General features: G+C 67.3%; 12 protein-coding genes. 7 read left to right on the top strand and 5 right to left on the bottom strand.

Going from position 1 to position 18,796, the window contains the following annotated elements:
- The first annotated feature begins 269 nt into the window (after positions 1 to 269).
- Positions 270 to 1,502: an RNA polymerase sigma factor gene (locus tag JOF46_RS16135; RefSeq protein WP_113760955.1), complete on the top strand. Its 1,233-nt coding sequence runs from the start codon at positions 270 to 272 to the stop codon at positions 1,500 to 1,502.
- 204 nt (positions 1,503 to 1,706) lie between these two features.
- On the opposite strand, the gene JOF46_RS16130 is transcribed toward JOF46_RS16135, so the two are convergent.
- A complete protein-coding gene (locus JOF46_RS16130) occupies positions 1,707 to 1,931 on the bottom strand; it encodes a DUF7455 domain-containing protein (RefSeq protein ID WP_113760956.1) in 225 nt (74 codons plus the stop codon).
- A gap of 198 nt (positions 1,932 to 2,129) precedes the next feature.
- Here JOF46_RS16130 and JOF46_RS16125 point away from each other — a divergent pair, with 198 nt between their 5' ends.
- A complete protein-coding gene (locus JOF46_RS16125) occupies positions 2,130 to 4,235 on the top strand; it encodes a DNA gyrase/topoisomerase IV subunit B (RefSeq protein ID WP_209908781.1) in 2,106 nt (701 codons plus the stop codon).
- A 90-nt stretch (positions 4,236 to 4,325) separates the two neighbouring features.
- Here JOF46_RS16125 and JOF46_RS16120 read toward each other — a convergent pair whose 3' ends face one another.
- On the bottom strand, positions 4,326 to 5,288 hold the full coding sequence (locus JOF46_RS16120; RefSeq protein ID WP_209908778.1) for a M56 family metallopeptidase: 963 nt from the start codon (positions 5,286 to 5,288) through the stop codon (positions 4,326 to 4,328).
- A 24-nt stretch (positions 5,289 to 5,312) separates the two neighbouring features.
- Positions 5,313 to 5,687 carry a BlaI/MecI/CopY family transcriptional regulator gene (locus tag JOF46_RS16115; protein ID WP_113760959.1) on the bottom strand — a complete coding sequence of 125 codons (375 nt, stop codon included), beginning with the start codon at positions 5,685 to 5,687 and terminating at the stop codon, positions 5,313 to 5,315.
- Positions 5,688 to 5,891: 204 nt separating this feature from the next.
- Between JOF46_RS16115 and JOF46_RS16110 the strand changes: the two genes are divergently transcribed.
- The 3 genes from JOF46_RS16110 to cydC are packed head-to-tail and all read left to right on the top strand — an operon-like array spanning position 5,892 to position 11,884.
- Positions 5,892 to 7,466, top strand: coding sequence for a cytochrome ubiquinol oxidase subunit I (locus JOF46_RS16110; protein ID WP_209908775.1), 1,575 nt, complete (start codon positions 5,892 to 5,894; stop codon positions 7,464 to 7,466).
- Between the two features lie 31 nt (positions 7,467 to 7,497).
- Positions 7,498 to 8,520, top strand: coding sequence for a cytochrome d ubiquinol oxidase subunit II (gene cydB, locus JOF46_RS16105; RefSeq protein WP_209908773.1), 1,023 nt, complete (start codon positions 7,498 to 7,500; stop codon positions 8,518 to 8,520).
- Positions 8,521 to 8,545: 25 nt separating this feature from the next.
- On the top strand, positions 8,546 to 11,884 hold the full coding sequence (cydC, locus tag JOF46_RS16100) for a thiol reductant ABC exporter subunit CydC (protein WP_209908770.1): 3,339 nt from the start codon (positions 8,546 to 8,548) through the stop codon (positions 11,882 to 11,884).
- A gap of 56 nt (positions 11,885 to 11,940) precedes the next feature.
- Here the strand turns inward: cydC and JOF46_RS16095 are convergent, their stop codons facing one another.
- Entirely contained in the window at positions 11,941 to 12,459 is a 519-nt protein-coding gene (locus tag JOF46_RS16095; RefSeq protein WP_209908767.1) for a hypothetical protein, read from the bottom strand.
- A gap of 123 nt (positions 12,460 to 12,582) precedes the next feature.
- On the bottom strand, positions 12,583 to 15,240 hold the full coding sequence (locus JOF46_RS16090; protein WP_209908764.1) for a DNA gyrase/topoisomerase IV subunit A: 2,658 nt from the start codon (positions 15,238 to 15,240) through the stop codon (positions 12,583 to 12,585).
- Positions 15,241 to 15,365: 125 nt separating this feature from the next.
- Here JOF46_RS16090 and JOF46_RS16085 point away from each other — a divergent pair, with 125 nt between their 5' ends.
- Positions 15,366 to 18,068: a bifunctional acetate--CoA ligase family protein/GNAT family N-acetyltransferase gene (locus JOF46_RS16085; RefSeq protein WP_209908761.1), complete on the top strand. Its 2,703-nt coding sequence runs from the start codon at positions 15,366 to 15,368 to the stop codon at positions 18,066 to 18,068.
- Between the two features lie 31 nt (positions 18,069 to 18,099).
- Positions 18,100 to 18,774 carry a DUF5998 family protein gene (locus JOF46_RS16080; RefSeq protein ID WP_209908758.1) on the top strand — a complete coding sequence of 225 codons (675 nt, stop codon included), beginning with the start codon at positions 18,100 to 18,102 and terminating at the stop codon, positions 18,772 to 18,774.
- Positions 18,775 to 18,796: the final 22 nt, after the last annotated feature.

The following is an 18,796-nucleotide window of genomic DNA, read 5'->3' as shown; positions in this document are numbered from 1 at the left end:
AATTGCATCCGGCGCGTGGGCCAAATGAATTCCCGGGTGGTCGAAACGTGAGACACTGTTAACCAACAGACCCGGTTGGGTTCGTGCTCCATGGCTCTCAAGCCAACACCGTCGAGGTTCTCGATGGGAACAAATGGCGGGAAAAAGGCGTTCCATTTACTGGACCCTGATTCCCGACTCGCCTCTATTCGGCGGGACGCGGACTTGACAGGGTCATAGTGGTGTTACCGGTAGGTGGCATCGCGGACGAACCGTGAGAAAGGTATTTCGTGTCTTCTGAGACGACCACCAATGGCAAGGCAGCAAGCGCTGCCGCCGATCCGCAGGATGCAACTACGGATAAGGCAGCTGCAAAGCCGGCTGTCGCAAAGGCCGCCACCGCGAAGAAGCCTGCCGTCAAGCGGGCTCCTGCAAAGTCCCGTGCCAAGGCCGCAAAGGCCGACGAGGATGTCGAGACCGACGAGGTCGAGACGGACGAAGATGCCGAGGAAACCCCCAAGGCCCCGGCAGTTGACGAAAACTCCAGGGGATTTGTCCTCACCGCCGACGAAGACGATGCCCCGCAGCAGCAGGTCATGGTCGCCGGCGCCACCGCCGACCCGGTCAAGGACTACCTGAAGCAGATCGGCAAGGTTGCCTTGCTGAATGCCGAGCAGGAAGTCGACCTGGCGCTGCGCATCGAGGCGGGACTCTTCGCCAACGAGAAGCTCGTTGCCGACACCGGCAACAAGATGGACAAGCGCCTGCGCTGGGACTACGAGCAGATCGTGCATGACGGCAAGATCGCCAAGAACCACCTGCTCGAGGCCAACCTGCGCCTGGTGGTGTCGCTGGCCAAGCGCTACACCGGTCGCGGAATGCTCTTCCTTGACCTGATCCAGGAAGGCAACCTGGGCCTGATCCGTGCGGTCGAGAAGTTCGACTACACCAAGGGCTTCAAGTTCTCGACCTACGCCACCTGGTGGATCCGCCAGGCCATCACCCGTGCCATGGCCGACCAGGCCCGCACCATCCGCATCCCGGTGCACATGGTCGAGGTCATCAACAAGCTTGCACGCGTGCAGCGCCAGATGCTCCAGGACCTGGGTCGCGAACCCACCCCGGAGGAATTGGCCAAGGAACTGGACATGACCCCCGAGAAGGTCGTCGAGGTCCAGAAGTACGGCCGCGAGCCGATCTCCCTGCACACCCCGCTGGGTGAAGACGGCGACTCCGAGTTCGGCGACCTCATCGAGGACTCCGAGGCCGTTGTCCCCGCCGATGCCGTGTCCTTCACCCTGCTGCAGGAACAGCTGCACTCGGTTCTCGACACGCTCTCCGAGCGCGAGGCCGGAGTCGTGGCCATGCGCTTCGGCCTGACCGACGGCCAGCCGAAGACCCTTGACGAGATCGGCAAGGTCTACGGCGTGACCCGCGAACGCATCCGCCAGATCGAATCGAAGACGATGTCGAAGCTGCGCCACCCGTCGCGGTCGCAGGTCCTTCGCGACTACCTGGATTAAGAACCCGGCCCGAGGGCCAGGAAAGGTGCCGGTGTTGCATCCAGCGTTGCTGGGTCGACACCGGCACCTTTTGTTTTCCCCGGATGATGCCACCGATCACGAGGTCCTTGGCACACGGGACTTCCGGCTTAACGCCAGCGGGACCCCGGCTCGATGCCGGGGTCCCGCCGAAGGGGTCGATGCGGCCGGTGGCCGGCGACCCGACTAGTCCTCGTCGTCGTAAACGGGCTTCTCGTAGAGGCGAGCCGTTTCGTCTTGCCATTCATTGGTCAAGGGGCGCAACTTTTCTTCCACGGCGCGTGCGTGGTGTCCGCAGAAGAATAGTTCACCACCGGAGGTCTCCAATACCGCGCGCACGAAAGCCTGTGCACCGCACCGGTCGCAACGATCGAGTGCAGTCAGCTCTCGGGTTACCGTCGTCGTTGTCATGATGACCTCCTTATTCGATGTGTATCCAATACAACCAGCAATCCGGCCGTTTTCTTCTTGAATAATTGCGCTTTCGCTGACCGCGTAGCCCGGAGAGGGGTGAGCTGCCGCTCACTGGCGGCACGCATCAGCGAATTGACGGGGCCAGAGACTATTGTGGATAGCGTCGTTCCGACGATTTGAGGAGTTTTAACAACCGTGGCCAAAAGCGCTGACTACAACGCCCGACACCTATCCGTCCTGGAAGGTCTCGAGGCGGTTCGCAAACGTCCGGGCATGTACATCGGATCCACCGACTCTCGTGGACTCATGCACTGCCTGTGGGAAATCATCGACAACTCCGTCGATGAGGCCCTCGCCGGCCACGGCCAGTCCATCAAGGTCCTCCTGCACCCGGACGGTTCGGTGGAGATCCACGATGACGGCCGCGGCATCCCCGTGGACATCGAACCGAAGACCGGGCTCTCCGGGGTCGAGGTCGTCTTCACCAAGCTCCACGCCGGCGGCAAGTTCGGCGGAGGCTCCTACACCGCTTCCGGCGGCCTGCACGGCGTGGGCGCCTCCGTGGTCAACGCGCTTTCGGCGCGTCTGGACGTCGAGGTGGACCGCGGCGGCAAGACCTACGGGATGCAGTTCCGCCGCGGCGAGCCCGGCCGCTTCACCGACTCGGGCAAGCCCAAGCCCGATACGATCTTCGAGCCGTTTTCCACGGCCTCGGTCCTCGACGTGGTGGGCAAGGCCAAGCGCGGGGTCACCGGAACCCGCGTACGGTACTGGGCCGACCGGCAAATCTTCACGCCCGATGCCAAGTTCTCCTACACCGAGCTGCAGGCCCGCGCCCGCCAGACGTCCTTCCTGGTGCCGGGCCTGAAGATCACGCTGCGCGACGAGCGCGGCCTGGCCGACACCCTGGGTGCGGACGGCCCCTACGAGGAGGTCTTCCAGCACGACGGCGGGATTTCCGAGTTCGTTGAATACCTGGCCAACGACGCGGCGGTCACCGACATCTGGCGTTTCCACGGTTCGGGGACGTTCAAGGAATCGGTGCCCGTCATTGACGAGTCCGGCCACAGCCGGATCACCGAGGTCGAGCGCACCTGCGAGGTCGACATCGCCCTGCGCTGGGGGATCGGCTACGAGACCTCCCTGCGCTCCTTTGTGAACATCATCTCCACGCCCAAGGGCGGCACCCACCAGACTGGCTTCGAGCAGGCCCTGCTGAAAACCTTCCGCAAGGTCATCGAAACCAACGCCCGCAAGCTCAAGGCCGGCAACGACAAGATCGAGAAGGACGACGTCGGTGCCGGGCTCACCGCAGTGCTGACCGTTCGCCTGGCCGAACCGCAGTTCGAGGGGCAGACCAAGGAAATCCTTGGCACCTCCGCGGTGCGCCAGATCGTGGCCAAGGTCGTGGAGAAGAGCCTTGCGGCAAAGCTGAACTCTACCGCCAAGGGCGACAAGACCCAGGCGGCGATGCTCCTGGAAAAGGTCGTCAGCGAAATGAAGTCGCGCATCTCCGCGCGCGTCCACAAGGAAACCCAGCGGCGCAAGAACGCCCTGGAAACCTCCTCGCTTCCCACCAAGCTGGCCGATTGCCGCAGCACCGACACCGAGAAGACCGAACTGTTCATCGTCGAGGGTGACAGCGCATTGGGCACCGCCCGGCTGGCGCGTTCCTCGGACTTCCAGGCGCTGCTGCCGATCCGCGGCAAGATCCTCAACGTGCAAAAGGCCTCGGTTGCAGACATGCTATCCAATGCCGAATGTGCGGCCCTGATCCAGGTCGTGGGGGCCGGCTCGGGACGAAGCTTCGACATATCCGCGGCTCGCTACGGCAAGGTCGTGTTGATGACCGATGCCGACGTCGACGGCGCGCACATCCGCACGTTGCTGCTGACCCTGTTCTTCCGCTACATGCGCCCCATGGTCGAGGCCGGGCGGGTCTACGCGGCCGTGCCGCCGCTGCACCGGGTCGAGGTCATCAACCACGGTGCCAAGGACAACGAGATGGTGTACACCTATTCGGAGAACGAGCTGCACGAGGTTCTGGCCGCCCTGGAAAAGGCCGGCAAGCGCTACAAGGAACCGATCCAGCGCTACAAGGGACTGGGCGAGATGGACGCGGACCAGCTGGCGGAAACGACCATGGATCCACGCCACCGGACGCTGCGCCGGGTGGGGCTGGAGCATGCGGAATCGGCCGAGCGGGTCTTTGACCTGCTGATGGGTTCGGATGTTGCGCCGCGCAAGGAGTTCATCATCTCCGGTGCCGAACGCCTCGAACGCGATCGCATCGACGCCTAAGGGCGACACGCAAAGGTCGGCGGGTTCCCTTCGGGGGAACCCGCCGACCTTTGCTTAACGGCCGGGGTGGGGAATCGGGTGTCCGAGCGGTCAGCTGAAGAGACCCGGTGCCACCAGCATGGTGGTCGGCAGGGCCAGGAGCAGCAGCGCCGCCGCAAGGATCGTGGCGCGCATGGCCGCAGGCAGCGGGGGCTTGGGAGTCAGCAGGCGGCGCAGGCGATGCGAGGATAGCTCCTCGGTCGGGGCGCCGCCGGTTCCGGCGGCCGGCAGGGGGGCCGGGGACTTGCCGGATGGCTCGCCCAGGGCGCCTGTGGCAACCGTGAGCAGGGCCCGCAACAGCACAGGGGCCGTGACCTCGCGCAGTGCGGCGTCGTCGGCAAGCATCTCGACCAGCTCCTGGACGGCGGCAAGCGACAGCTTCGAGGTCGGGAGCCAGGGCAGGGCGTCGTTCCACGAGGCGAAGGCCAGCAGGAGCAGGTCGTGGCGTTGTTCCAGATGCGCCTTTTCATGGGCGAGGACCGCGCGAAGCTCATCGGGGCTCAGACGCTTGACCAGGCCGCGGGAGAGCACCGTGACCGAGCCGGTGAAGCCCGGCAGGCAATAGGCGATGGGGGTCTCGTGGTCAAGGACCAGCGTGCCGGGATTGCCGGCGGATTCCTCGGTGAGCAGCGAGAGGATGTGCCGGTGCCGGGCCCGTTGGCGCGTGATGCGCCAGGCCGCCCGGATCAGGGTGAGGACCAGGTGGAAACCCAGTAGGGCCGCGGTGCTCAGCGCAAAGATGTGGATGGTGCCGGGGGAGTTGGCCTCCGGATCACCCAGGACGAGCCGGAGCCCGCCGCGGAGCGCTCCGATCAGGGTGTCGCCCAGCGGATCGAGGCCCCAGAAAAGAAGCGCGCCGATCATCGACAGTCCACCGGCCAGGGCGATGGCCTGCCATACGACCATCGCGGCAAAGGGGGATCTGGCGGTCCAATGGGCGCGCGAAAGCGCGACGGGTATCGGCCATGCAAGAAGCAGGGCCAATCCCGCCAGGAGATAGGACGTCAGCAGCACGTTCGGTGACCGTGCCGATCGTCGCTAGGCGTTACGCGGGGTATCGAGGAGCAGGCGCAGGGACTGGGCTTCCTCGGCGGAGATGCCGCCGATGAAGCGAGCCAGCACGGCTTCGCGATCCAGCACGGTACCCAGTGCTTCGTTCATCAGGGACACGGTGTGTTCCTCGCGGCTTGTCACCGAGGTGTAGCGGTGCGGGCGGATGTCGCGTTCGCGCGCCACCAGGCCCTTCTTTTCCAGCCGGGCCAGAACCGTCAGGACGGTGGTCACGGCAAGTTCCTTGCTGTCGACGCCGCCGGGCGCCGCAAGCAGGTCGCGAAGTTCATTGGCCGTGAGCGGGGTTTCGGCATCCCAAAGTAGATCCATTACTGCGCGTTCAAGGTCGCCAAGAGTGGCCAATCTAATTCCTTACAAAGTATTCCAGGCCCCGTGCAGCTAACGCAGGGGCCGACGGTCGGTGCCATCGGCGCTTCCCGTTATGCACCAGTTTACCGCGTCCGGCCCAAATGTTCTACAGTGGGTAGAAACGAGTTCTACGATGCGTAGAACTCGTGGCGGCGGGCCGACGCTGCGCCCGCGAATTTCTGCATTGAAGGGTTTGGCATGGATGCACTGGAAATTGCCAGATGGCAATTTGGTATCACCACCGTTTATCACTTCCTGATGGTTCCACTCACCATTGGCCTGGGCCTGGTGGTTGCGGTGCTGCAGACCGCTTGGCACCGCACCGGCAAGGAGGAGTACCTGCGCATGACCAAGTTCTGGGGAAAGCTCTTCCTCATCAACTTCATCATGGGCGTGGCCACCGGCATCGTCCAGGAATTCCAGTTCGGCATGGCATGGAGCGAATACAGCCGCTTCGTCGGGGACGTCTTTGGCGCACCGCTGGCCATGGAGGCCCTGCTGGCATTCTTCGTCGAATCAACCTTCCTCGGGCTCTGGATCTTCGGCTGGGACAGGTTGCCCAGGCGCATCCACCTGGCCGCCATCTGGATCGCCTCGCTGGCCAGCATCTTCTCGGCCTACTTCATCCTGGTGGCCAACTCCTGGATGCAGCACCCGGTGGGCACCGAAATGGTCAACGGCCGGGCAGTGATGACCGACGCCTGGGCCGTGTTCACCAACAACACCGCCCTGGTCACCTTCCCGCACACCATCTTCGGGGCCTTCGCGGTGGCCGGCGGGTTCCTGCTGGGCATCTCCTGGTACCACCTGTACAAGCGCCGCCAATCAGGGATCGACACCGTCGATGCCGACGGAAGGGTCGTGGTGGGGGAATCCGCAACCCTGGGCAGGAACCGCGACAAGACCGATTACACGGTCTGGATCAAGTCACTGCGCATCGGCGCGGTCGTTGCCATGGTGGCCTTTGCGGGTGTCGCCCTCTCCGGACACGCGCAGGCCCAGCTGATGATCCAGCAGCAGCCCATGAAGATGGCGGCGGCCGAGGCCGCATGCCACGACGGCACCGGATTCTCCCTGCTGTCCATCGGGGACCTGCGCAGCGGCGGAGCAACAACCTGCGACGACGTGGTCGGGGTCTTTGAGATCCCGGGGCTGCTCTCCTTCCTTGCGCACGACAACTTCACCACCGAGGTCAAGGGCGTCAACACCCTGCTGCCCGAATACCAGGAAAAATACGGGACCCACCTGCCCGACAACCCGATCTACGGCGAGCGCGCAGGAACCGAAATCAACTACCTGCCGGTCATGGAAGTCACCTACTGGGGCTTCCGCCTGATGATCACCCTCGGCGGACTGTCGGCGGTAGCCGCCGCAGTGGCCCTGTGGCTGACCCGCAAGGGAACCGTTCCGCACAGCAAATGGATCTCCCGGCTTGCGCTCTTCGGGATGCTGGCACCCTTCGGGGCAAACTCCGCCGGCTGGATCTTCACCGAGATGGGCCGCCAGCCCTTCGTGGTGGCACCCAACCCGAGCTTCGAGGGCATCGACCAGGTGTTCATGTTCACCGCCGCCGCAGTCTCCCCGGGAGTCAGCGCCGGGGAGATGCTCTTCTCGCTGATCGTCCTCACGCTGATCTACGCGGTCCTGCTGGTGGTCGAGGTCGTCCTGCTCACCCGGTACGTGCGCGGCGGCACCGGATCGGCCATGCCCGAACTGCACGACCACCCCGACGACGGCCAGACGGACACCGACGTGCTGTCCTTCGCCTACTGACCAGCCGACCAACGAGTTAGGACACTTTTCCGTGGAATTCCTTCCCACCTTGTGGTTCATCCTGATAGCCGTGCTCTGGGCCGGCTACCTCTTCCTCGAGGGCTTCGACCTGGGCGTGGGCATGCTCATGAAGACCTTCGCCCGGAACGAGCAGCAACGCCGCGTGCTGCTCAACACCATCGGGCCGGTCTGGGACGGCAACGAGGTGTGGCTGATCACCGCCGGCGCCGCGACCTTCGCCGCGTTCCCGTACTGGTATGCCTCGCTTTTCTCCGCCCTCTACGTCCCGCTGGTGCTGGTGCTCGTGGCGTTGATCTTCCGTGCCGTGGCCTTCGAATACCGCGGCAAGGCCCACACCCGCATCGCGCGCAACGCCTGGGACTGGGCGATCTGCCTCGGCTCCTTCACCGCGGCGTTCGGTGTCGGGGCGATGCTCGCGCTGAGCACCACCGGGCTGCCGCTGAACGCCAACGGCGACCGCGTCGGCGGCCCCTTCGCCTGGTTCAACATGTATGCGGTCCTGGGCGGGATCGGGGTCGTCGCCTTCTGCCTGGTCCAGGGCCTGGCGTTCCTGGGGTTGAAGACCGACGGGGAAATCCGCACGCGCGCCGCCCGGATCCTGGCCCGCTGGCTGCCGGTGGCGTTGTTGCCGCTGGCCGGGTGGGCGGTGGCCGTGGTGCTGCTGAACCACAGCGCCACGGCCCTGGCCCCGCTGGGGCTGGCCGTGTGCGCACTGGTGTTCGCCTGGATCCATGCCCGCAAGACCAACGAGGGCCTGGCCTTCATCGGGATGGGCATCTTCCTGCTGGCCGGGGTGGCGGCGATCTTCACGGCCGCCTACCCCAACGTGCTGCCCTCCACCATCGACGCCGCCTACAACCTGACCGTCACCAACGCATCCTCCAGCCCCTACACGCTCAAGCTCATGAGCATCGTGGCGGCGTTCGGGCTGCCGCTGGTGCTGGCCTACCAGGGCTGGACCTACTGGGTGTTCCGCAAGCGCATCAGCGAGGCCCACATCCCCGAGGCCCACCCCGTGACCCCGATCGTCTGACCACCGGCAGGAGAAGACCCACACCATGAAACCCGTACTGCCCGCAGGAACCGGATCACGTATCGTGTTGGCGCTGCTCGCCGGGCTGGCAGCGCTCAAGGCGGTCGGGCTGATCCTGCTCGCCGATGCCCTTGCCACGGCAATCGCCCAGCTGGCCGGCACCGGCACCGCCGATGTGCAAAGGCTGCTTGTCCTGGGACTTGCCGGGGCGCTGCTGCGCGCCGGCGCCGTCTGGGGCACCCAATTCGCGGCACGGCATGCAGGGCTGGGGTCCAAGGAGAAGCTGCGCGGGCAGCTCATGAACGCGGGCCTGTCCGGAAGCGGCGCGGAAACCGGATCGGGCCAGGACCACGGGGCCCTTGCGGCCCTGGCCAGCCGCGGGCTCGACGGACTGGACAACTACTACACCAAGTACCTGCCGGCCGTTGTAGCCGCAATGGTCATCCCGGTCATGGTCGTGGCGCGGGTGCTGGTGGCCGACTGGGTCTCGGCCCTGGTCATCGTGCTGACCCTGCCGCTGGTTCCGGTGTTCATGATCCTCATCGGCCTGCACACGGTCGAACGGGTCAAGGCGGCCGCCGCCGGGCTGGATCGGCTGTCGAACCAGTTGCTTGAACTCGCCCAGGGCCTGCCGGCGCTGATCGGCTTGCGCCGGGCCAAGGGCAAGGGCCGCGCCCTGGCGCAGGTCTCCGAGGGGTACCGGGAAAGCAGCATGAAAACGCTGCGCACAGCGTTCCTTTCCGGCCTTGCCCTCGAACTGATTGCCACGATCTCGGTGGCTGTGGTCGCGGTGTTCATCGGCGTGCGGCTTGTCTACGGGCACATGGGACTCGAAGCCGGGCTGCTGGCGCTGGTCCTGGCCCCGGAGGCCTACCTTCCGCTGCGCGAACTCGGTGCCGCCTACCACGCCTCCGAGGACGGGGTCGAGGCGCTGGAACGCAGCGAAAGGTTCATTGCGGGCGGCACCCCCGAACCGGCGTCCGGTGCCACACGGTGCCCGTCCGCCACGAACGTGCTTGAAATCCGCAACCTGACGGTGCGCCACCCCGGACGCACGGAACCGGTGCTGGAAAACCTTGACCTCGAGCTTGGGCGCGGCCGGGTCCATGTCCTGGATGGGGCCAGCGGCACCGGCAAGAGCACGCTGTTGCATGCGGTGCTCGGGCAGCTTGCCGCAAGCGGCGTGGAGGGCAGCATCGCCGTGCGACCCGAACGCACCGCCTGGATCTCCCAGCACCCGCGGTTCACCGAGGAAACCGTGCGCGGCGAAATCATGCTCCACGCAGGGAGCATGCTGGATGAAGCGGGCCTCGCCACGGTGTGTGGAGAAGCGAACATCGCCCACCTGGCCGAACGCAGGCTCGTCGATTGCAGCCCGGGGGAATTGCGCCGCGTCGCCGTGGCCCGGGTGCTGGCCCGCGTTGCCACGGATCCCGACGTCGAACTGGTGCTGGCCGACGAGCCGACGGCGCACCTCGACGAGGTTTCCGCCGCCCGCATCAGGGCGGCACTGGCCCGGCTCTCCATTGGCTGTGCACTGCTCGTGGCAACCCATGACCGTGCGCTGGCGGCATCGCTGCGTGGCCAGGATGCACCCGCCGCCGCCAGCCGTCCGGGGCCCCGGACCGGCTCGCAGAGCCCGCGACCGGGTGCACCCGAGGTCCGCCGGGACCAGGCACCGGCCGCCAAGCGCACGTTGTCCCACTGGAACCTGCTGCGTTCGCTGCCGTGGTTCCGGGGCGGCCTGGGCCTGGGGCTGCTGCTGGCGGTGCTGGCCGCGCTCTTCGGCGTGGGCCTGACCGGGATTTCCGGCTGGCTGATCGTCACGGCCAGCCACCAGCCGCCCATGCTCCACCTGATGGTCGCCATCGTCGGGGTGCGCACCTTCGGCATCGGCCGCTCGGTGCTCCGTTACGCCGAACAGCTCAAGATCCACGATGCGGTGCTGCGCTTCTCCGGAAACCTGCGCCAGCGACTCTGGGATGCGCTTGTCGCCCAACCGAAGATGTGGGGCGGGCTCACCCGCTCCGGTGCGGCGCTGGGACACCTGGTGGCCGAGGTCGACGAGGTCCGCGATGCGGTTCCGCGGGTGCTGGTCCCGCCGGTTGCCGGCGTGGCCACCTGGGTCGTGGTCAGCATCGGCATCGGTTTCTGGGCGCCGCAGGCCCTGTGGCTGTCGCTGGGGCTGGGCGTGCTCGCCTTCGTCGCGCTTCCGCTGGCAGTGCTGGCCGCCGAAAAGCGCACCACCATTGCCGTAAGCGAACACCGCATCTGGCTGGGCTTCAGGGTCCCGACGCTGTTGCGGGCCGCGCCCGACCTGCGCGCCAACCATGCCGCAGGCACCGCCCTTGCGCAGTTCGCCGGCGAAGACGCCAAGGCCACGGCATCGCTCCGGGCCACGGCCCGCGGTGCGGGCCTGGCCCAGGGAGGCGCCGCTTTGCTCAGTGCCGTCGCCGCGGTGCTGGCCGTCGCCGTGACAACCGGCGGGGGAGAGGCGGCCGCCGTTGCCGGGCTGCTGCTCCTTGCCCTGGGCGAACCGATCGCCAACACCGCCACCTCGGTGCAGCAGCTGCCGCAACTCGACGATGTGCTCAAACGCGTGTGGACCAACATCGAGGCTGCCCCGGCACACGTCCCGCCGGCCGACGACCGGGCCCCGAGGCAGGACGGAACCGGGGAAACCGGCATGGGCATCCGGCTTTCCAATGTCAGTGCGGGCTGGGATGATGACCTGCCGGTCATTGAACACGCGGATATCGAGGTTGAGGCAGGTCGGTGGGTGGGCCTGACCGGAGAATCCGGATCCGGCAAATCAACCATTCTTGCCACGTTCCTGGGGGCCCTTCCGCCACTTGGGGGAACGGTGCAGGTCAAGCACCGCGGCGGCCAATGGATGGATGCAGCCCCCGCCGACCTGGCCGCGGTGTCCTGGTGCCCGCAGGAGGCGCATCTTTTCGATTCCTCGGTCCGCTCCAACCTGTGCCTGGGCCGCGGCCTCGAGGACCAGCCCGGCGACGGCGAGCTGGTGGCCGTGCTGGAACAGGTGGGCCTGGGCCGGTGGCTCGAGGCACTGCCCGGCGGCCTCGGCGGGCGCATCGGTTCCGGCGGGCACCACCTCTCGGGCGGGCAGCGCCAGCGCCTGGCCGTGGCCCGCGCACTGGTCGCCCGCTCCGCGGTGCTGCTGCTCGACGAGCCGACGGCCCACCTCGGTGCGGACGAGGCGGTGGAACTCATGGCGGACCTGCGTGGTGCATTGCGGGACCATGCGGTGCTCGTTGTGACCCACGACGCCAGCATTGCGGCCCTCACCGACCACGTCGTGGACCTGGCAGAGCTGAAGGCCGGGGTGCCGGTGGGCGTCTAGGTGCCGAGGCCGGCATCCCGGGCCCCGGCCCCTGCCCGGTGCGCGGGAAGCAGCTCTCAGCGGCCGGGGGTCTGGCGTCGCTCGAGTGCGGCCAAGACCGGGGAGGCGTCGAAGGCGGCGGCATTGAACTTGATGACCACCCCGTCGTATCCCCACAGCTTGAGCATCGACGCCGCACCGTTGTTGGACTTCCGGCATTTGTCGATGTTGTCGTAGCGGATGGTGCGCAGCCGGCGCGTGACGGTGCGTTGGATGATCTGGTCATCGCGGATGATGATGTAGCAGTTCGCGTAGCTGGCCACCAGCAGCGCCGCGACCAGGAAAAGCGCGATGCCGCAGATGAGCAGCGGAGCCTTGTCCTCCGGGTCCATGGCACCGGAGACGGCGGAGAAGATGAGCAGCAGCCCGATCGGCGCAACCAGCCAGCCCGCCACGGCGGTGATCTTCGGCAAGCGGAGCGCTTCGGCGTTGTGCGGGTCCAGGTTCGGCCGGCGCTTGGACCACCGGACCACGGCAGTGGCCAGGAGCACGACGGACATGACGATCCCCAGGAGGATCCAGAGGTCTTCGGCCATGGGGATACCTCTTATCTTGCGGGGGCTCAAACGCCGGGAGTTTCGCGGCCTTCACGACCTGGCAGGGGAGGCCTGCGTGGTCCGGGGGAAGCCCCGGACCACGCGGTTGGCGGTTCGACGGTGCTACTCCTCGAGCAGCGAGTCCTGGATCGCGACCCGGCGGGCGGGCTCGACCTCGACCACACCCGAATCGGCAAAGGGCAGGGAATCCTCGTCGGGCGCGACCAGCGGCGCACGCTTCGAGGAGCCGGGAGGCGGCAACTGCCCCTCCGGCGCCGTGGCGCCTTGCACATCGTTCCCCTCGGCCACCGGGGTGCCGCCGAGCAGGTCGATGCCCTGGGCCAGCGGAACGCCCGAGCCGTCGCGCTTGGCGTACTCGGTCGGCAGGGCACGCACCACGCCGGCGGCGGAGGACGCCCGCGCCGGGCCGGCACCGGCATAGGCCAGCTCCAGCTGGTCCTCGCCCTTCAGGAAACGGTGCGCCCGCACCCCGCCGGTCGCCCGGCCCTTGGCCGGGTACTCGGCGAAGTCGGTGACCTTCACCGAGTGCGAGGCGGTGCCCGGCAGCGTGTTCGACCCTGTCGCGATGGACACGAAGACCGGGGACGGGGCGTCGGATTCGACCACGCCGAAGAAGATCACAGTGTCATCGGCACCGAGCTTGATGCCCGCCATGCCCCCGGCGGTGCGGCCCTGGGGGCGCACCGCGGAGGCGGCAAAGCGCAGCAGCTGCGCGCCGCGGGTGGCGAAGACCAGTTCCGTCTCGTCTTCTCCCACCGCGGCGCCGATGACGGTGTCGTTGTCCTTGAGTGTGATGGCTTCCCACTCGTCGCGGTTCAGCGGGTAGTCCGGGGCCAGCCGCTTGACCACGCCGTTGGCGGTGCCCAGCGCAACGACCTTGTTCAGCGGCACCAGGGCGACCATCTTCTCGCCCTTGGCAAGCTGGGCAAATTCGTCGACCTTCACCCCGCCGGTGAGCTGCGGGAATCCGTGGGCCGGGGGCAGCAGCGGCAAGTCAACGACCTGCAGGCGCAGCATCCGCCCGGTGGAGGTGATTCCGCCGATCTCCCCGCGGGCACTGGTTGCCACCACGGAGGAAAGCACATCGTGCTTCACCCGCGCCCCGGCCCCGTCCAGCGGATCGGCCGAGGACATGCGGGCCACCTGGCCGGTGGCCGAGAGCAGCACCCGGCACGGGTCGTCGGCGATCTCCAGGCTCAGCGGCGCCGCCTTGCCCGTTGTGGCCACCGCCGGCATGGCGGTTCCCTTCAGCGGGGTGCCGGATTCGGATTCCAGCAGCACGGTCCGGCGCGGGGTGGCGAACTTCTCGCTCATCTCCGCCAGCTCGCCGGAAACCAGGTCGCGCAGCATGGTGTCGGAGTCCAGGATCGCCTTGAGCTCGTCGATGGCCGCGCGCAGTTCCTCGGCCTCCTTCTCAAGTTCCAGCCTGGAGAACTTGGTCAGCTGGCGCAGTCGCAGCTCCAGGATGTGGTTGGCCTGCAGCTCGGACAGGTCGTAGATGGTCATCAGGCGCTCGCGGGCCTGGGCGGTCTCGTCCGAGGAGCGGATGATCGCGATGACCTCGTCGATGTCGACGATCGCAATGAGCAGGCCCTCGACCAGGTGCAACCGGTCCAGCTTCTTCTGCAGACGGTGGCTGGTGCGGCGGCGCACCACCAGCAGCCGGTGCTCCACATACACGGTGAGCAGCTCCAGCAGCCCCAGGGTGCGCGGCTGGCCCTCGACCAGGGCAACGTTGTTGATGCCGAAGGAATCCTCCATCGGGGTGAACTTGAACAGCTGGGCCAGTACCGCGTTGGGGTTGAAGCCGTTCTTCAGCTCGATGACCAGGCGCAGCCCGTGGTTGCGGTCGGTCAGATCCACCACGTCGGCGATGCCGGTGAGCTTCTTGGCATTGACGGCGTCCTTGATCTTCTCGATCACCTTTTCCGGGCCCACCATGTAGGGCAGCTCGGTGACCACAAGCCCGGCGCGGCGCGCGGTGATTTGCTCGAGCTCCACCTTGGCCCGGGTCTTGAAGGTGCCACGGCCGGTGCGGTAGGCGTCGCGGATCCCGTCCAGTCCCACGATCTTCCCGCCGGTGGGCATGTCCGGGCCCGGGATGAACTTCGAGATGGCAGCCAGGTCGGCGTCCGGGTGGGCGATCAGGTGCCGGGCCGCGGCAATGACCTCGCCGAGGTTGTGCGGGGCCATGTTGGTGGCCATGCCCACGGCGATGCCGGTGGTGCCGTTGACCAAAAGGTTCGGGAAGGCGGCCGGGAGCACCGCCGGCTGCATGAACTGGTTGTCGTAGTTCGGGACGAAATCCACGACATCCTCGTCCAGGTTCGCGGTCATCGCCACAGCCGAGGCATCCAGGCGCGCCTCGGTGTAGCGCGGGGCGGCCGGGCCGTCGTCCAGCGAGCCGAAGTTTCCGTGCCCGTCGATCAGCGGCAGGCGCAGCGCGAAGCCCTGGCTCATACGCACCATAGCGTCGTAGATGGCGGTGTCGCCGTGCGGGTGCAGCTTGCCCATGACCTCGCCGACCACGCGGGCGCTCTTGACGTGGCCCTTGTCCGGGCGCAGGCCCATCTCGGACATCATGAACAGGATGCGCCGCTGCACGGGCTTGAGCCCGTCGCGGGCATCGGGCAGGGCGCGGGAGTAGATCACCGAGTAGGCGTACTCCAGGAAGGAGCCTTCCATTTCCTTGGTCACATCGATGTCAACGATGTGTTCCACGAAGTCCGCGGGCAGTGGTTCAGGCTTTTTGCGCGCCATATTGGGTGTGAATCCTCGATTCGGTACTGATGCCCGGCCTTCGGCAAGGCCAGGTTCATGTTCATGCTGCGGTTCCGGCGCGTCGATCCAAGTGCCCGAGTCGCGGTGGCCGCTAGGCTAAGCCTATGGTGGATGGTCGTAAACCCGGTGAATATCCGTCCCATTGGGAAGCGGACGTTGTCTTGCGCAATGGCTCGACGGCACATCTACGTCCGATTCAACCAACCGACGCCGACAATTTGCAAAAAATGCATCGGAGCCAGTCGGAATCCTCCGTCTACATGCGCTATTTTACGTACAAATCTGCGCTAACGGCCAAAGAGCTCAAACGCTTCACCGAAGTCAACCACGTGGACAGGGTTGCTTTCGTGGTGATCCGCGGCGAGGACATCATCGGGGTGGGCCGCTACGACCGCCTCGACGACCCCACTGACGCCGAGGTCGCCTTCAATATTTCCGACGCCTACCAGGGCATGGGCGTGGGCTCGATCCTGCTTGAGCACCTGGCCGCCGCGGCACGCGAAAACGACATCGAGCGCTTCTCCGCCGAGGTGTTGCCGGAGAACCGGAAAATGCTCACGGTCTTTGCCGAGGCCGGCTATGCGGTCAAGCGGCACTTCGACGAGGGCGTGGTGATGCTCGAGTTCCCCATCGACCCCACCGAGAAGTCCCGGGCGGTGATGGAATCGCGCGAGCACCGCGCCGAGGCCAAGTCCCTGGCCGGGCTGCTGGCCCCGGACTCCATCGCGGTGATCGGCGCCAGCCGCGAATGGGGCACCATCGGGCACACGCTGCTGCACAACATCATCGAGGGCGGCTACACCGGAACCGTGTATGCGGTGAACCCGCAGGCCTTCGAGCTCGGCGGGCTGGCCAGCTACGCCTCGGTGGCCGAGGTCCCCGGCCCCATCGACCTGGCCGTGGTTGCCGTTCCCATGGAGTCCATCCACCAGGTCATCACCGAATGCGCGGCCGTGGGAGCCAAGGGGCTGCTGATCGCCACCGGCGGCTTCGAGAAGGACGGCGAATCCGGGCTGGCGCGCCAGCGGGAACTGGTGCGCCTGGCCCGGGCCAACGGCATGCGCGTGATCGGCCCCGCCTCCCTGGGCCTGGTGAACACCGATCCGGCCACCTCCATGAACGCCTCGGTGGCCCCCGGCATGCCCAAGGCCGGCACCATGGGGCTGTTCAGCCAATCAGCCGCCGTGGGCGTGCTGCTCTATGCGGCCTCGGTGCGCCGTGGTGTCGGGGTCTCCTCGATCGTCTCGGCGGGCAACCGGGCCGATGTCTCGGGCAACGACGCCATGCAGTTCTGGGAGGACGACCCCGGCACCCGGGCGGTGGGCCTGTACCTGGAATCCTTCGGCAACCCGCGCAAGTTCTCCCGCATCGCCCGCCGGCTCTCGCACTCCAAGCCCGTGATCGTGGCCAAGTCCGATGTCATGGGCCTGCGCCTGCCCCCGGGCCACGCGGTGCGCACCACCCAGGCGCCCGCTGCCGCCGTCGATGCGATGCTGCGCCAGTCCGGGGTGATCCGGGTGCGCACCAACGAGGAATTGATGGAGGTCGCCCAGGTCGTCGCCGCCCAGCCGCTTCCGGCCGGAAACGGGATCGCGGTGCTGGCCAACTCCGCGGCCCTGGCCTCGGTGGTCGCCGACGCCGCCGGGCAGAACGGGCTCGATGTCACGGTTTCCGATGCGGACATCGCCCTGCACGAAGGGGCCTCCCGCGCCCTGCCGCGGCTGGCCGCGGCCCTGGTGCGGGCGCTGGAACACCCCGCGGTGCACTGCGCGATCATCACGCTACTGCCCGAACCCGGGCTCACCAACGCCATGCTGGCCAGGGCCATCCGCGAGGCCGCCGCGCCCTCGGGCAAGCCCGTGGTTGCCGTGTTCACGGGCCTGCTGGACCCGGTGTCCACCGCCGACGGGCTGCTCGATGCCGGCACGGATGCCCAAGGGCGCGGCTACGGCCTGCCCTGCTACTCCAGCCCCGGGGTCGCGGTCAATGCGCTGGCGGCCATTGTCCGCTATGCGCGCTGGGTCGTCCGGGAACACGGGGAGGTCATCGCCCCGGAGGGCATCGACGTGGCGGCGGCCGCGGACTTCATCGAGGACGCGCTCGGCGCGGTGGACGGGGTGGATTTGCTGCACCTGTCCAAGGCGCAGGCCGCGGTGCTGCTGGGCCACTACGGGATCCGGGTGCTCGAGTCCGCCGGATTCGAGACCGCAGACCAGGCCGTTGCCGCCGCCGCGCGGCTGGGCTGGCCGGTGGCCATCAAGGCCCGCGACGAAAACCTGCGCCACCGCCTGGACCTGGGCGGGGTCAGGCTGAACATCACCGACGAATCCTCGTTGCGCTCAAACATCGCGCATATGCGCGAGGTCCTGGACCCGTACGCGGCCACCGACCTGGAGGTCCAGTCCATGGCCCCGGCCGGCCAGGGCTGCGTCATCCGCGCGGTCGAGGATCCGCTGCTGGGCCCGGTGGTCTCCTTCGGGCTGGCCGGGGACGCGGTGAACCTGCTTGACGACTGGGCGCACGGGATCCCGCCGCTGACCAACACCGACCTCGCGGACCTGGTGGGCACCCCGCGGGCCGCGGCCCGGCTGCGCGGCTACCAGGGGCTTCCCGCCGTGGACCTCGCGGCGTTGGAAGACCTGCTCAATCGGGTGGCGACGCTGAAGGACAACCACCCGGAGGTCTCATTGCTGGAGATCAACCCGGTCATGGCCTCCGCCGGCGGCACGGTCGTGCTCGGCGTGGACACCTGGCTGGGCAACGCGGAACAGCGCACCGATTCGGCCCGGCGGGCCATGAGCCACTGAACCGTCGGCGCCCTTGGGTAGACTGGATGGCATGACCCCCCTTTCTTCTGCCTCGGACCCGGACCTGCAAGCTGACCTCAACCGTGCGGGTTTCTACCCCAAGATCGTTGCGGACGTCATTGACGAGGCTCTCGACGGCCGGGAACCCGGTGGCCACCTGGTGCACCTGGAGACCCACTTCGACCAGCACGAGGTCCACCGCCACATCACCGTGCTGGTGCTGGCCGAGGACGTCCTGCTGGTCACCCATGTCGATGACCAGCAGCTCGACGAAAAGGGCAAGGAAGTCATGGCCCAGATCTCCACCGAGCTGGTCCAGCTTTCCAAGGTCGCCACCGTGGCCACCAGCTACGTCTACCACCAGCCGCAGAACTACCGCACCGGCGACATGGTCAAGGAACTGACCCTGGGCATCGCCTGGGCCGGCGCCCAGCGCATCGACCTGGCCCCGGCCGGCTGTGCGGACCCGAACTGCGATGCCGACCACGGCTACACCGGCACCTCCCAGCAGGAGGACCTGGTGCTGCGCGTCAGCGCCGAGGCCGACGGCGTCAAGGCCGTGACCGCCGCCCGCGCCTTCGCCAAGGCCATGCGCCGGGCCTCCGCCCCGCGCGGCGCCGAGGTGCGCACCGTACTTCCGGCACCGGCGGCAGAGGTCCGCGGCCGCGTCGGCTCGCGCTTCGGCCGCAACACCCACCAGGGCTAAGGCCCCGGAAAGGCACACGCAT

It is taken from the genome of Paeniglutamicibacter psychrophenolicus (genome assembly GCF_017876575.1).
GTDB classification, from domain to species: Bacteria; Actinomycetota; Actinomycetes; order Actinomycetales; family Micrococcaceae; genus Paeniglutamicibacter; species Paeniglutamicibacter psychrophenolicus.
This window is presented reverse-complemented; position numbering and strand designations above follow the sequence as displayed.